Source organism: Aliihoeflea aestuarii, assembly GCF_024105665.1.
Lineage (GTDB): Bacteria > Pseudomonadota > Alphaproteobacteria > Rhizobiales > Rhizobiaceae > Aliihoeflea > Aliihoeflea aestuarii.
Window position 1 is genome coordinate 430,191 of sequence record NZ_JAAAMK010000003.1, and the last position, 13,856, is coordinate 444,046.

Genomic DNA, 13,856 nt, shown 5'->3' on the forward strand with positions numbered 1-13,856 from the left:
GATGTCTCTTTCAGTCCGCTGCCTTGCGCCCCGCATTGCGGCCGGAAAAGATGCAGCCGCCGAGGAAGGTGCCTTCGAGCGCGTTGTATCCGTGATAGCCCCCGCCGCCAAACCCGGCCGCCTCGCCAGCCGCGAAAAGGCCCTGCATCGCTTCTCCATTCGCGCCCAGAACACGTCCGTCGAGGTCGGTATGGATGCCGCCAAGCGTCTTGCGCGTCAGAATGTTGAGCCGCACCGCGATCAGCGGGCCGTTCGCCGGATCGAGAATTCTGTGCGGCTTCGCCGTACGGATCAGCCGGTCGCCTAGATAGGCGCGCGCGCCGCGAATGGCGGTCACCTGCGCGTCCTTGGCGAAGGGATTGTCGATCTGCCGGTCGCGCGCGGCGATCTGCGCCTCGAGCCGGCCGTGGTCGATCAGATCTTCGCCGATAAGCCGGTTCATGCCCGCGACGAGTTCGCCGAGCGAGGATGAAACGACGAAGTCCGCGCCCTTGCTCTTGAACGCCTCGACCGGCGGCGGCGCACCCCTGCCACGCCGGCTTTTCACCACCTGCGTCCATTCCTTCGAGGTCAGGTCCGGGTTCTGCTCGGAGCCCGACAGCGCGAATTCCTTTTCGATGATCTTCTGCGTCAGCACGAACCAGGAATGATCGCGCCCTGTGGCGAGGATGCGCTTCAGCGTCGCCAGCGTATCGAAACCGGGCATGCACGGTGCTTCGAGGCGTGTCCCGAAGGCGTCGAACCAGAGTGAGGACGGGCCGGGCAAGATGCGGATGCCGTGGTTCGGCCAGATCGGGTTCCAGTTCTTCAGGCCCTCCGTGTAGTGCCACATCCGGTCCTCGTTGATGATAGCGGCACCCGCCTCGCGCGCGATGCCGATCATCCGCCCATCGACATGGTGCGGCACGCCGGCAACCATCGTCTTCGGCGCGGGGCCGAGCCGGTCTGCGGGCCAGTTCCGCCGCACCAGATCATGATCGCCGCCGATTCCGCCGGAGGTGACGATGATCGCCCCGGCAGATAGTTCGAAGTCGCTGGCCACCTCGCGGGAGGATCGCGCGCCGCGCCCGACCGTGGATGGGGCCAGCACCTCGCCGGCAACGCCCGTCACGGCACCATTCGTCTTCAACAGCCGGCTTGCGCGATGGCGGAACTTCAATTCGATGCGCCCCGCATCGACATGCGCGCGCACGCGCTTTTCGAACGGTTCGACCACGCCCGGCCCGGTTCCCCATGTCAGGTGAAAGCGCGGCACGGAGTTGCCGTGACCTGTGGCGAGCGATCCGCCGCGCTCGGCCCAGCCGACAACCGGAAACCAGCGCATGCCCATCTGGTAAAGCCATGCGCGCATCTCGCCGGCAGCGAAGTCGAGATAGGCGTCGGCGACGCGTCGCGGCCAGAAATCCACGTCCCGGTCGAATCCCGCCGATCCGGCCCAGTCCGATGCGGCAAGCTCCCGGCTGTCGCGAATGCGCATGCGCCGCTGCTCTTGCGTATCGATCATGAAGAGCCCGCCGAGCGACCAGAAGGCCTGTCCGCCGAGCGAGTTCGCCCCTTCCTGCTCAAGCACGATCACACGCTTGCCACGATCGCCGAGTTCGGCGGCTGCCGCGAGCCCGGCCAGCCCGCCGCCGATGATGATTGCGTCCGCGTCCATAATCGCTCCCCCCGATACGTGGCCTGTTTCCCGCGCCTATCTCTCCGTCAGCTTCAGCTCGATCCGCCGGTTGCGGTCGCGTGCTTCGGGGGTGTCGGCCGTGTCGAGCGGCTGGAATTCGCCGAAGCCGGCGGCGACGAGCCGGTCGGCCGGGACGCCTTGCGCGACGAGAAACTTCACCACCGAGATGGCGCGTGCGGCCGACAGTTCCCAATTGTCGCGGAAGCGGCCCGTGCCCGACAGCGGCACGTTGTCTGTGTGGCCGTCGACGCGCAATACCCAGTTGATTTCCGGCGGTATCTCGCGCTGGAGATCGAGCACCGCTCCGGCCAGTGTCGTCATTTCCTGCTGGCCGGCCGGGTTGATCACGTCGGCTCCCACCGGAAACAGGACTTCGGACTGGAAGACGAACCGGTCGCCGACGATGCGGATATTCTCGCGGTCGGAGAGGATTTCACGCAGCCGGCCGAAGAAGTCCGAGCGATAGCGGTTCAGTTCCTGCACGCGCTGGGCGAGCGCGACGTTCAGCCGCCGGCCGAGATCGGCGATCCGCGCGCTCGATTCCTGATCGCGCGCCTCGGACACGTCGAGGGCAGCTTCCAGCGCGCCGATCTGGCTGCGCAGGGCGGCGATCTGCTGGTTCAGAAGCTCGACCTGTGAAAGCGCGCGCTGCGAGATCTGGCGTTCGTCGTCGAGTTCGCCGGTCAGCGAGCCGATCCGCGCCTCGGTTTCGGCGCCTGCGCCAGCGCCTGCATCCAGCAATTGCTGGAGCCGCGAGCGCTCGCCCTCGGCCCGCGACAAAGACGCCTGGAGCGAGGAAAGCGCGTCCTCCATGTCCTGCGTGTTCGATTGTTCGAGCGCCAGAAGCTGGGTCAGTTCGTTGATCTGCGCGTTGAGCCGGACCAGCGCCTGATCGCGTCCGCTGATCTCCTGTGAAAGCAGGAACTGCGCCAGCACGAACACCGACAAGAGGAACATGATGGCCAGAAGCAGCGTCGACAGGGCGTCGACGAAGCCGGGCCAGTAGTCGACATGACGCTGACTGCGTCTGCCCCGCGCAAGCGCCATTTAGTGCCGGTCCTGCTTTTCGAGCGCGCCGGCGATGCGGTCGAGCGTGGCGCGCATCTCGCGCTGCTCGTTCGCCTGGGTCTCCACCCAGTCGCGCATCATCTGCTGTTCGGAGCGCATGTTCTTGACCAGTCCCGAGATGCCGTCGGCAAGGTTCGCCATCGCCGCCGCCACGCGCGGGTTCGCGCCGCCGCCCTGTTCCTGCATCAGGCGCAGCCGTTCCGACATCGCCTTGATCTCCTCGGCCGAGTTGGCCTTCAGCGGATCGACGACCGACAGATCGGAGCCGAGATCGGTGACCGACGACAGCCAGTTTTCGAGTTCGACATAGAACCGGTTCTGCGCGCGCCCCGCCTGAAGATCGAGGAAGCCGAGCACCAGCGAACCGGACAGGCCGAACAGCGAGGACGAGAACGCCGTGCCCATGCCCGACAGCGGCGCGGAAAGCCCCGCCTGCAAAGTCGCGAGCGTGTCGCTCGGGCTGCCGGTGCCCGGATCGAGCGTCTGGATGGTGGTCGAGATCGAGCCGATGGTCTGGAGCAGGCCCCAGAAGGTGCCGAGCAGGCCGAGAAAGACGAGAAGCCCGATCAAATAGCGCGAGATGTCGCGGCTTTCATCGAGGCGGGTGGCGATCGAATCGAGGATCGAGCGCAGCGTCGTGGTCGAGAGCGCCATGGTGGTCGAACGCGACAGCAGCGCTTTCATCGGGGCGAGCAGCACGGGCTCCGTCTCGGCCGATCCGGCGCGGAAGGAATTGACCCAGCGGATTTCGCGGAACAGCCGGATCACCTGCCCGAAGACCAGCAGGATGCCGATCAGCAGCACGCCGAAGATCAGGCCGTTCAGGCCCGGATTGGTCTGGAAGGCCGCCGAAATCTGGCGATAGAGGATCGCCGCGATGAAGCCGACGATCACCAGGAAGATGATCATCGAGAACAGGAAGACCTGGGGACTGGACAGGCCGCGCGGATCGTAATCCGCGTCGTCGACGCTGTCGTCAGCACCCAGAGTTCTCAGAAAGGCCATGCCGCGTGCCCCGGATTCGTGCCGCTTGAAATTCGGTCACGACCTTAAACGCAATCATGGCGAAATTGAAAGGATGTGTGCGCGAGTTCGCACGCATTGCCCAACTATCGCCGGATTACGTCCTCGGATTGGCGAGGTCGTCAAACCCGCAAAGCCGTCATGCTCGGGCCTGTCCCTGAGCATCTGGTCACGTCGAATTCGTCACGCATGCCGTATACTTCAAGGATCGGCGCAGATCCTCGGCATAAGGCCGAGGATGACGACGTGAGCCCGACTGAATCACACCGGCTTGGCGAGCGTCTTCAACAGCGTCTTGTGGATTTGCTCGTTGCCGGCGACGACCGATCCGCCTGCCAGAACGTCCTGCCCGCCGTCGCGGTCGGAAGCAAAGCCTCCCGCCTCGCGCACCAGAAGCAGGCCGGCCGCCATGTCCCAGGCAGCCAGACCGTCTTCCCAGTATCCGTCGAAACGCCCGGCGGCGACATAAGCGAGATCGAGCGAGGCCGCGCCCATGCGGCGGATGCCCGACACTTCGCCCATGACGTTGCGCAAATCGACCAGCGCCTTGCCGTGATGGCCGCGCCCCAGATGCGGAATGCCGTTTGCGATGACGCAATCGGACAGTTTCGAGCGCGCCGCGACGCGCAAGCGGCGATCGTTCATGAACGCCCCGCCGCCGCGCTCGGCGGTGTAGAGCTCGTCCATCGCCGGGTTGTAGACGACGGCGGCCACGATCTGGCCCTGACGCTCCAGCGCGATCGAGATCGCGAAGAGCGGAATGCCGTGCAGGAAGTTCGTCGTGCCGTCGAGCGGGTCGACGATCCATGTGTGCTGGCCGTCATCGCCCTCGATCGCGCCGCGCTCTTCCATCAGGAAGGAATAGCCCGGCCGCGCGCGCGACAGTTCCGCGTGGATGATCTCCTCGGCCTTGCGGTCGGCCTGGCTCACATAGTCGCCCGGTCCCTTGAGCGAGACCTGCAAATTCTGCACCTCGCCGAAATCTCGGGCAAGCGAGCGCCCGGCCTTCATTGCGGCCTGGACCATGACGTTGAGAAGGGCGGAACGTGCCATTTTTGAATCCTTTGCGCTGCCGCGTCGGAAAAAGGTGTTGAGGCGAGGAGAGCCGGTTCAGGTCGAGCCGAAAATGGTCGGGTTCGAGAACCGGAGCGGAGCGTACATCAGTACGTGAGCACCGGAAGCGCAGAAACCGCCCATTTGCAGGCCGACATGGACCGGCTATGCCGCCTCAATCGGCGCGACGTACGTAGGTGATCTCATTCGTATCGACGACGATGCGCTCGCCCGACGAAATGAAGGGCGGGACCATGACGCGCACGCCGTTTTCCATCACCGCCGGCTTGTAGGACGAGGCTGCCGTCTGGCCTTTGACGACCGGGTCGGCCTCGGCGATGGTGAGCGTCACATAGTCCGGCAGCGAAATGCCGATCGGCTTTTCCTCGTAAAGCTCGACCGTCACGATCATGCCATCCTGAAGGAAGGCCGCGCGCTCACCGACGAAATCCTTGTCGAGTTCGAGCTGTTCGTAGCTCTCCTGGTCCATGAAGACCAGCGCCTCGCCCTGCTCGTAGAGGTAGGAGAAATCCTTCTGCTCGAGGCGGACCTTCTCGACGGTCTCGGCGGCGCGGAAGCGCTCGTTGAGCTTGGTGCCGTTGATCAGGTTCTTCAGTTCGACCTGATTGTAGGCGCCGCCCTTGCCGGGCTTGACCGCATTGGTCTTGACCGCGACCCACAGCCCGCCATCGTGCTCGATGACATTGCCGGGACGGATTTCATTGCCGTTGATCTTCGCCATGATCGTCTTTCGCAAGATTGGGGTTGGCCGTTCGGCCGGAATTTGCGGCTTCCAAGACCATAAAACGCCGCGTCAGGCAAGGGTGGCGGGCCGCACGGCCGAATTGAGCGTGATCCATGACCGGGGCAAGGGCCGGCCGATGCCACGCCATCGCATCCCGCGCGGTCTTAAACTTTCGTATGAGGCGGATCTGAATTATGCCCGCCATGCGCCGGTTATCAAACAATTTTCAGAAGGCAGGGGCGCCACATATTAAAAGGCCAGCCAATATCGTTTGTAATTTGAAATATTGTACGCAAGATGGCTGCGGGGAAGGAGGAGCTTTCCCTGTGCGAGTAGGATCTGTTCTCCTGATGCGAGGGAGCGGATATTTGAAATCTGGGGGGAGTTTGGAATGTCGACTGGCTTTCTTGCGTTGCTGGCGTTTTTGCCGATTGCGACGGCGGGTATTCTTCTGATCGGATTCAGGCTGCCTGCGCGCCTCGTCATGCCGCTGACCTATGTGATGGCGGTCGTCATCGCCGTATTCTTCTGGGGCGTCAGCACCAACCGCATCGTCGCGTCCACGTTGCAGGGCCTGTTGCAGACGGCGGGACTGCTCTGGATCATCTTCGGCGCAATCCTGCTTCTCAACACGCTCAAGCATTCGGGCGCGATCTCGACGATTCGGGCGGGCTTCACCACGATCAGTCCTGACCGGCGCGTGCAGGTCATCCTCATCGCCTGGCTGTTCGGCTCGTTCATCGAGGGCGCATCCGGATTCGGCACACCTGCGGCGGTCGCGGCGCCGCTGATGGTCGCGGTCGGTTTTCCGGCCGTCGCTGCGGTGGTGTTCGGCCTCATGATCCAGTCGACGCCGGTTTCCTTCGGCGCGGTGGGCACCCCTCTGATCGTCGGCGTGCAGACCGGTCTTGACCGTCAGGCGATCGGAGATCGCCTGACGGAAGGCGGTTCTAGCTGGGAAGCCTTCTTCCACGTCATCACCTCGGAAGTGGCCCTCCTGCATGCGATCTGCGGCACGCTCATGCCGCTCTTCCTCATCTTGGTCATGACGCGGTTCTTCGGGCAGAAAAAATCGTGGACGGAAGGGTTGTCCATCCTGCCCTTCGCCATCTTCGCCGCGTTCGCGATGACCGTGCCTTACGTTCTCGCCGCCTATTTTCTCGGAGCGGAGTTTCCCTCGCTCATCGGTGGCCTCGTCGGTCTTGCGGTCGTGACCCTCGCTGCGCGGGCCGGTTTCCTCGTTCCGCGCGATACGTGGGATTTCGCGCCGCCGTCGCAATGGCCGCAGGACTGGTTCGGCAAGATCGACATCAAGCTCGACAACCTCGCTCAGCAGCGTATCCCGCTCGCTCTGGCATGGGCGCCTTACGTATTGCTGGCGATCTTCCTCGTCATCAGCCGCACGGTGCCGGCGATCGGCGATGCGTTGAAGACGACCACCGTCGCCTTCAGCGGCATTCTTGGCGAAGAAGGCATTTCAGGCGATTTCCCGCTTCTGTTTTCGCCGGGCGGTATTCTCGTCATCATCTGCCTGATCACGCTGGTGCTGCACCGGATGTCGTTCTCGCGCTTCATGACCGCAACGGGCGAAAGCGCGAACACGTTGATCGGCGCCGGCTTCGTCCTGATCTTCACCGTGCCGATGGTCCGTGTCATGATCAATTCCGGCGTCAACACGCAGGGACTTGAGAGCATGCCCGTCGTCGTCGCCGACTGGGTTTCGATGCAGGTGGGGGCGGTCTACCCGTTCTTCGCGCCTTCGGTCGGCGCGCTCGGCGCGTTTCTCGCCGGCTCCAACACCGTCAGCAACGTGATGCTCAGCCAGTTCCAGTTCTCGGTCGCCGAAGGGCTTGGGCTGTCATCGGCGCTGATGGTATCCGGCCAATCCGTCGGCGCTGCCGCCGGCAACATGATCGCCATTCACAACGTCGTGGCCGCTTCCGCAACCGTGGGACTTCTGGGCCGGGAGGGAGCGACCCTGCGCATCACGATCCTTCCGACGATCTACTATCTGGTTCTGTCGGGCCTGTTGCTGCTTGCCGGTTTCTATGTGCTGGGCGCGACCGACCCGTTGATGACGAGTATGTAAGTCGAATTCAGATCGATTGGCCGGGTAAGGATCGACCTTGCCCGGCCAGATACGAAGTCTATCAGGGCTGTACCTCTTCGTTGTTCTCGCCATCGGCCAGAGACGCAGGCTCCGTTTCCGCCGCGCCGCCGGCGGGCTCTTCAAGCGTTGCCGCTTCCGATCCCGCCTGTTCCAGTTCGCTCATGCGCGTGCGCGCCGCCTCGATCTGGTCGTCGCTGAGGCCGACGAGAAAATCCTCCATGATCGGATCGATCAGCCCGCCCTGCCGCGCGAGCATGTACCAGGCTGCCGCCGCGATCCGGTCACCCTCGACGCCCATGCCGGCCCAGTAGAGCTTGGCGAGGCGGTTGCGCGCCGCGACATTACCGGCGCGCGCGGCCAGATCGATCCAGGCGAAGCCGGTTTCCATGTCGCGCAGGCCGCCAATGCCCTCGACCAGCCAGGAGCCGAGTTCGATCTGTGCCGTGTCGTAATTCTGGTGCGCCGCGCGCACGAGCCAGCCTCGCGCTGTCTCGAAATCGGCATCGTCGCCGTCGCGGCTCGCGATGACCAGCGCCAGCGCGTATTGCGCGTCGGCAAGGCCCGTCTCGGCCGAGCGTTCCAGATAGGTGGCTGCTTCCGCCTCGTCGCCCTGATCGAGCAGGATCTGGGCGAGGTTGAACTGCGCCGTCGGGTTGCCGGCGTCGGCAGCCGCCTTCATCAGATCGAAGGCCCGCTCCTCGTCGCGCGGCAGGAAGTCGCCGTCGAGAAGGATCAGGGCGGTCTGAAACTGGGCTTCGGCCACGTCCTGCTCGGCTGCCGCCTCATACCACCGCGCCGCTTCCGCGCCGTTGCGGGGCACGCCGAGGCCGCGTGCGTAGATTTCGGCGGCAAGCGTCTGCGCCGCGCTGTCGCCCTCTTCGGCGCGTGGAAGCGCAAGGCGCAGCGCGGTGATGTAGAGCCCGCGCTGATAGGCGCCGTAGGCTGGATCGGCCTCGCGGGTTCCAAAGCGGCTCGGCGCGACCTCGGATGCCTGCGGTCCGGTCACCGCGCCGCCGTCCTGCGCGACGGCAGGAGCGGTCATCGCGGCAGCGATAAACAGTGCGAAAAGCGGGTTAGTCTTCAAAGCGCGGTGCCTTTTCGTCCAGAAGCGCGTTCAGCGCGGCAACGCGGTTCCCGGCATCGCCTTCGGCGAAGACGGCCTTTTCCACGGCCACGAAGTCCACGCCCGTTTCGGCAACCGCCAGGACGCTTTCGTCCGACGATCCCGCCATGACGATGCACGGCACGGCGACCATCTCGCCCCACCACTCACCGAGCGATAGATTTCGCGGATGGGCATCGGGCTTGCCGTCATAGCCGAAGCGGCCGAAGAACATGTAGTCGGGCTGCGTCTCGCCCAGTTCCAGAGCGTCGTCTCGCGTCTTCACGCCGCCGGTGCCGACCATGATCTTTCCGCCATGGCGTTCGACCATGTCGGCGAGGTCGGCTTTCGAGCCTTCGAAATGCAGCCCGTCCGCCTTGGCGCGCATGGCGACCCGCGCATCGCCCTCGACGATGACCGCGACGCCTCGTCCTTGAGCGAGAGGCGTCACCTTGTCGACGAAGGACTGATACGCCTCGTCGCTGCGCTCGCCGCGCGGCAAAATGATCGAGGCGACGTCGCCGCCGGCCAGCGCCATATCGACCGGCGCGGCATCGTCACTGCCCGAAGGCGCGATCAGCACGAGGCGGCAGCGGTTCGGGACGGATTCGCTCATCGGGACTCTCTTGACAGTTGACGCCGATCTGGCGCGCGATCTTGTTGGCATTGGGGCATAAGCCATGCAACACCGCTTGACCAGAAGCTAGAAGAAGACGCCCGCCTTGCTCACCGATCCCTGGTTCTATGCCGCCGCGCTTCCCGCCGTCTTTCTCGTCGGCCTGTCGAAGGGCGGGCTCGGCGGCGCGGCGGCGCTGATCGGCGTGCCCCTGATGGCGCTCGTCATGCCGCCGGTGCAGGCGGCGGCGATCCTGCTGCCGATCCTCATTTTGATGGACATCGTGTCGCTGTTTCTGTGGCGTGGCAACCGCGATACGGCGACACTTCGCATCATGATGCCGGGCGCGGTGATCGGCATCGCGCTCGGCTGGCTGCTCGCGGCGGTGGTGACGGATGCGATGGTGCGGCTCATCGTCGGCATCGTCGCGCTGGTGTTCTTCCTTCGCTGGCTGGCGTCGAAGCTCGGCGGGGCCGAACACCGCGCCGGGCACAGCCCAATGCGCGGCGGCTTTTGGGGCGTTGTCAGCGGCTTCACGTCCTTCGTCGCCCATGCGGGCGGGCCGCCCTATCAGGTCTACGCGCTCGCGCTCGGCCAGGAGCCGCGTGTCTATGTCGGCACCAGCGTCATCTTCTTCGCCATTGTCAACGCGATCAAGCTCGTGCCCTATTTCGCGCTCGGTCAGTTCGACGCGCAAAACCTCGCCGCATCGGCCGTCCTGATGCCGCTCGCCCCGATCGCGACCTTCGCCGGCGCGTGGATCGTCAGGCGCATGAGCGCGGCAACTTTCTACCCCTTCATGTATTCGATGGTGTTCGTCGTCGCGGTCAAACTCATCTATGACGGGCTTAGTGCTTTGGTCTGGCCCGCTTGACGTGTGCGCATGCGCCGGGTTTTCTCTCGATCCGCATTTCGGGAGGATAAGACCGCATGAACCCTTATGAAACGGACCTCGACAAGAATCCGGCAAACCACCAGCCGCTGACGCCGATCACCTTTCTGGAGCGTGCCGCCAAGGTCTTCCCCGATCATCTCGCCATCGTCCACGGTATGCAAAGGATCGACTACAAGACCTTCTGGGAGCGCTCGCTGCGGCTCGCCTCGGCGCTCGGCAAACGCGGCATCGGCAAGGGCGACACGGTCACGGTCATGCTGTCGAACACGCCGCCGATGCTGGAGGCGCATTACGGCGTGCCGATGGTCAAGGCGGTTCTGCATTCGTTGAACACGCGTCTCGACGCCGCCGCCATCGCGTTCCAGCTCGACCATGCAGAGACGAAGGTGCTGATCGTCGACCGCGAACATGCGAAGGTCGTCGGCGAGGCTTTGACGCTGGCAAAGGTCAAGCCGCTCGTCATCGACTACGACGATCCCGAATATCCGGACGATGCGCCCTATCCGAAGGGCGAGCGTATCGGCACCGAGGATTACGAGGCTTTCCTTGCCGGCGGCGACCCGGCTTTCGCGTGGTCGATTCCCGACGACGAATGGGATTCGATCTCGCTCAATTACACGTCCGGCACGACCGGCAACCCGAAGGGCGTCGTCTACAGCCATCGCGGTGCGGCGCTGATGTGCTACGCCAACACGATCCATGCCGGCATGGGCAAGCACTGCGTCTATCTGTGGACGCTGCCGATGTTTCACGCGAATGGCTGGTGCTTTCCGTGGACGGTCGCCCTTCAGATCGGCACGCATGTGTGTCTGCGCTGGGTGCGCGCGAAAGCCATGTACGACGCCATCGCCAATAATTCCGTTACGCATCTGTGCGGCGCGCCGATCGTCATGGCCACGCTCTTGAACGCGGAGGAAGCCGACAAGCGCGATTTCCCGCAGACCGTCACCTTCAACACCGCCGCCGCCCCGCCGCCCGAAGCGGTGCTGTCGGGCATGGCCGACGCCGGCTTCGCCGTCACGCATCTCTACGGGCTGACGGAGACCTACGGTCCGGCCACCGTCAACGAATGGAAGGGCGAATGGGATGGCCTCGACAAGGGCGCGCGCACGACGAAAAAGGCCCGGCAGGGCGTGCGCTATGCCGCGCTCGAAGGGTTGACCGTCATGAACCCCGAAACGATGCAGGAGACCCCGCGTGACGGGGAGACGCTCGGCGAGGTCATGTTCCGCGGCAACATTGTCATGAAGGGCTATCTGAAGAACAAAAAAGCCACCGACGAGGCGTTTGCGGGCGGCTGGTTCCATTCCGGCGATCTCGGCGTGATGCACCCCGACGGCTATATCCAGCTCAAGGACCGCTCGAAGGACATCATCATTTCCGGCGGCGAGAACATTTCGTCCATCGAGGTGGAGGACGCGCTCTACAAGCATCCCGCCGTCGCCTCCTGCGGCGTCGTCGGGCGTGCCGACGACAAATGGGGCGAAACGCCCGTCGCCTATGTCGAACTCAAGCCCGGCCGCACCGCCACCGAGGACGAGATCGTCGATCACTGCCGCACGCTGATCGCGCGCTACAAATGCCCGCGCACGGTGATCTTCTGCGAGGTGCCGAAGACCTCGACCGGCAAAATCCAGAAATTCCGGCTGCGCGAAATGGCGAAGGGTCTTTGAATCGACGATCAGGGAGAATTTTCGGTAAAGTTTTTGAAAATTTTACCGTTCGTTAAGCTTTACGGGTGTTTACTGACGCCATCCAGTCTTCTGGATTCTTACCGAGTGGTTCGGCCACTTCGTTTGACGCCTCCCTGTTAAACTCCTGAGAGCCGCTTCCCGTGGCTCTTTTTTTTGGCCGGTGCCCCGCAAACAAGATTTCGCTATTGCGTGGCCGTCCCCTCGCGCATGTAGCGCGCATACATCCAACCTTCGTACTCGCCGGCCTTCACGAGATGCCAGTTGCCGTCGACCTGCACGGAATGAACTCTGGTACCGGCCGGCGCGGTCCATACGATGTTGAAGCTCGATGCCGGTCCGCTGCGCATGCGCACATTGGCGGTCGTGTAGAAAACGTCGCCGGGAATCTCGGCAACCGGCTCCTCGGCGACCGGCTCGATACCGATCGCGGCGGTTGCTTCGGGCGCGGAAACCTCAGGCGTCGGAACGTCGGGCGCCGGCTCCACCCGCACCGCGGCGACCTCGCGAGATGGCGCTTCGCGCTCGACGGGTGACCACCAGCCGATGGCGATGGCGACGACGATGAGGCTCAATCCGAATAAGGCCGATAGCGTACGCATGACAGTCCATAAATGCTCAAACGGTCCCTTCCCGAAAGTGTAGCATGAATGCAACTGACATGGTCTTAACATGACCGCGATTTGCGATATCGGGCGGCGAAATCGCATTTGCGCCATTCTCGCCACTTTCCGCTTCTAGCCCGCGACTATGTTCCGCCTGCGCCCCATCCTTCTTGCCATCGCCTGCTGCCTGACGCTCGTCGTCCCGGCGCAGGCGATCGCGATGATGGATGGCGTTGGCCCGAAATGCCGGGCCTTGCAGGAGAAACTGGTCGAGATGACCGAAAGTGCCCGCACGCCCGGCGAGAACGGGTCCGCCATCGCCGTGTGCATCGGCATCCAGGCCATCGCTCCGCGCGGAATCGACGTCCCTTTCACCGCTTCTGACGAAACCCACAGCCCGTCGAAGCACGCACGGCTGGTGATCGCAAAACGACCATCGGGCATCGAACGTCCGCCCCGAGCCTGATCTCGCTTCGTCCACTCCCAAGCATTTCCGTCGCGTCGCTTCGATGACGCGGCACAGTTTTCATTCGAGGCAACACAATGACTGATCGTTCCACAAGCGCCGGGGACGCCCTGCCGATGCGCCTGAACCGCCGTTTCCTTCTTCTGGGTGCAGGTTCGCTCGCACTCGCCGGCTGCGTTTCAACACCAGAGCCGCAACCCGAACCCGAACCGCTGCCGCCGGTTCGCCCTGCAATGTATGACGCGATGCCCGAGGAGCCGTACGACGTTCCGGCCGTGGACGTGTCGCAGATGGCCCCTGAATGGTGGCGCCGCGAAGTCGATTATGAAACCGAGGAGCGTCCCGGCACGCTCATTGTCGAGACCGGGCAGAAATATCTCTACCATGTTCGCCCGAACGGACGCGCCATGCGCTACGGCATCGGCGTCGGACGTGACGGCTTTTCCTGGCAGGGCCGCGCCGTCATCGCCTATAGGCGCGAATGGCCGCGCTGGACGCCGCCGGATTCCATGGTCGCGCGCCAGCCCGAACTCGAACCCTATTCGATCGCCAATGGCGGCATGGACCCGAGCGCCACCAACCCGATGGGTGCGCGTGGTCTCTATATCCACCAGAACGGACGCGACACCATCTACCGCGTCCACGGCACGCATCAGCCATGGTCGATCGGCCGGTCCATTTCGTCCGGCTGCATCCGCCTGATCAATCAGGACATCATCCATCTGCATGCCAATGTGCGCGACGGCAGTGCCATCGTCGTCCGGCATGACACCGCGCCCGACCTGATCGCGGTGGCCGGCTGAT

General features: G+C 64.0%; 14 protein-coding genes. 6 read left to right on the top strand and 8 right to left on the bottom strand.

Going from position 1 to position 13,856, the window contains the following annotated elements:
* Positions 1 to 10 precede the first annotated feature (10 nt).
* The 5 genes from GTW25_RS09770 to efp form a co-directional block, all read right to left on the bottom strand.
* Complete coding sequence (locus GTW25_RS09770; RefSeq protein ID WP_252912058.1) at positions 11 to 1,660, bottom strand: FAD-binding dehydrogenase; 1,650 nt, start codon at positions 1,658 to 1,660, stop codon at positions 11 to 13.
* Between the two features lie 33 nt (positions 1,661 to 1,693).
* Entirely contained in the window at positions 1,694 to 2,725 is a 1,032-nt protein-coding gene (locus tag GTW25_RS09775) for a peptidoglycan -binding protein (RefSeq protein WP_252911904.1), read from the bottom strand.
* Positions 2,726 to 3,751, bottom strand: coding sequence for a MotA/TolQ/ExbB proton channel family protein (locus GTW25_RS09780; protein WP_252911905.1), 1,026 nt, complete (start codon positions 3,749 to 3,751; stop codon positions 2,726 to 2,728).
* A gap of 279 nt (positions 3,752 to 4,030) precedes the next feature.
* Positions 4,031 to 4,822 carry an inositol monophosphatase family protein gene (locus GTW25_RS09785; protein WP_252911906.1) on the bottom strand — a complete coding sequence of 264 codons (792 nt, stop codon included), beginning with the start codon at positions 4,820 to 4,822 and terminating at the stop codon, positions 4,031 to 4,033.
* A gap of 175 nt (positions 4,823 to 4,997) precedes the next feature.
* Complete coding sequence (gene efp / locus GTW25_RS09790; RefSeq protein ID WP_252911907.1) at positions 4,998 to 5,564, bottom strand: elongation factor P; 567 nt, start codon at positions 5,562 to 5,564, stop codon at positions 4,998 to 5,000.
* On the opposite strand from efp, the gene GTW25_RS09795 reads away from it, so the two are divergent.
* Positions 5,545 to 5,820 (top strand): hypothetical protein, encoded by a 276-nt coding sequence (locus GTW25_RS09795; RefSeq protein WP_252911908.1) that lies wholly within the window; start codon positions 5,545 to 5,547, stop codon positions 5,818 to 5,820. The two genes, efp and GTW25_RS09795, sit on opposite strands and share 20 nt — an antisense overlap.
* A 138-nt stretch (positions 5,821 to 5,958) precedes the next feature.
* Positions 5,959 to 7,656, top strand: a complete 1,698-nt coding sequence (locus GTW25_RS09800; protein WP_252911909.1) for an L-lactate permease — start codon at positions 5,959 to 5,961, stop codon at positions 7,654 to 7,656.
* A 61-nt stretch (positions 7,657 to 7,717) separates the two neighbouring features.
* Here GTW25_RS09800 and GTW25_RS09805 read toward each other — a convergent pair whose 3' ends face one another.
* Together GTW25_RS09805 and GTW25_RS09810 are read right to left on the bottom strand one after the other, a co-directional pair.
* Positions 7,718 to 8,719, bottom strand: coding sequence for a tetratricopeptide repeat protein (locus GTW25_RS09805; protein WP_252911910.1), 1,002 nt, complete (start codon positions 8,717 to 8,719; stop codon positions 7,718 to 7,720).
* 31 nt (positions 8,720 to 8,750) lie between these two features.
* Positions 8,751 to 9,395, bottom strand: coding sequence for a thiamine phosphate synthase (locus GTW25_RS09810; protein WP_252911911.1), 645 nt, complete (start codon positions 9,393 to 9,395; stop codon positions 8,751 to 8,753).
* Between the two features lie 106 nt (positions 9,396 to 9,501).
* On the opposite strand from GTW25_RS09810, the gene GTW25_RS09815 reads away from it, so the two are divergent.
* Positions 9,502 to 10,269, top strand: a complete 768-nt coding sequence (locus tag GTW25_RS09815) for a sulfite exporter TauE/SafE family protein (protein ID WP_252911912.1) — start codon at positions 9,502 to 9,504, stop codon at positions 10,267 to 10,269.
* A 56-nt stretch (positions 10,270 to 10,325) separates the two neighbouring features.
* Complete coding sequence (locus GTW25_RS09820; protein ID WP_252911913.1) at positions 10,326 to 11,963, top strand: acyl-CoA synthetase; 1,638 nt, start codon at positions 10,326 to 10,328, stop codon at positions 11,961 to 11,963.
* 203 nt (positions 11,964 to 12,166) lie between these two features.
* Here the strand turns inward: GTW25_RS09820 and GTW25_RS09825 are convergent, their stop codons facing one another.
* Positions 12,167 to 12,583, bottom strand: coding sequence for an SH3 domain-containing protein (locus GTW25_RS09825; protein WP_252911914.1), 417 nt, complete (start codon positions 12,581 to 12,583; stop codon positions 12,167 to 12,169).
* Between the two features lie 148 nt (positions 12,584 to 12,731).
* Here GTW25_RS09825 and GTW25_RS09830 point away from each other — a divergent pair, with 148 nt between their 5' ends.
* The gene (locus GTW25_RS09830; protein ID WP_252911915.1) at positions 12,732 to 13,052 is read left to right on the top strand and encodes a hypothetical protein; all 321 of its coding nucleotides are present in this window, start codon (positions 12,732 to 12,734) and stop codon (positions 13,050 to 13,052) included.
* 77 nt (positions 13,053 to 13,129) lie between these two features.
* A complete protein-coding gene (locus tag GTW25_RS09835; RefSeq protein ID WP_252911916.1) occupies positions 13,130 to 13,855 on the top strand; it encodes a L,D-transpeptidase in 726 nt (241 codons plus the stop codon).
* Position 13,856: the final 1 nt, after the last annotated feature.

What these genes read in the sequence shown, in the direction of transcription:
- GTW25_RS09825 (WP_252911914.1), bottom strand. Translation starts at nt 12,583, where the DNA reads ATGCGTACGCTATCGGCCTTATTCGGATTGAGCCTCATCGTCGTCGCC.
- GTW25_RS09805 (WP_252911910.1), bottom strand. Translation starts at nt 8,719, where the DNA reads ATGACCGCTCCTGCCGTCGCGCAGGACGGCGGCGCGGTGACCGGACCG.
- GTW25_RS09830 (WP_252911915.1), top strand. Translation starts at nt 12,732, where the DNA reads ATGTTCCGCCTGCGCCCCATCCTTCTTGCCATCGCCTGCTGCCTGACG.
- GTW25_RS09810 (WP_252911911.1), bottom strand. Translation starts at nt 9,395, where the DNA reads ATGAGCGAATCCGTCCCGAACCGCTGCCGCCTCGTGCTGATCGCGCCT.
- GTW25_RS09835 (WP_252911916.1), top strand. Translation starts at nt 13,130, where the DNA reads ATGACTGATCGTTCCACAAGCGCCGGGGACGCCCTGCCGATGCGCCTG.
- GTW25_RS09800 (WP_252911909.1), top strand. Translation starts at nt 5,959, where the DNA reads ATGTCGACTGGCTTTCTTGCGTTGCTGGCGTTTTTGCCGATTGCGACG.
- GTW25_RS09780 (WP_252911905.1), bottom strand. Translation starts at nt 3,751, where the DNA reads ATGGCCTTTCTGAGAACTCTGGGTGCTGACGACAGCGTCGACGACGCG.
- GTW25_RS09820 (WP_252911913.1), top strand. Translation starts at nt 10,326, where the DNA reads ATGAACCCTTATGAAACGGACCTCGACAAGAATCCGGCAAACCACCAG.
- efp (WP_252911907.1), bottom strand. Translation starts at nt 5,564, where the DNA reads ATGGCGAAGATCAACGGCAATGAAATCCGTCCCGGCAATGTCATCGAG.
- GTW25_RS09775 (WP_252911904.1), bottom strand. Translation starts at nt 2,725, where the DNA reads ATGGCGCTTGCGCGGGGCAGACGCAGTCAGCGTCATGTCGACTACTGG.
- GTW25_RS09785 (WP_252911906.1), bottom strand. Translation starts at nt 4,822, where the DNA reads ATGGCACGTTCCGCCCTTCTCAACGTCATGGTCCAGGCCGCAATGAAG.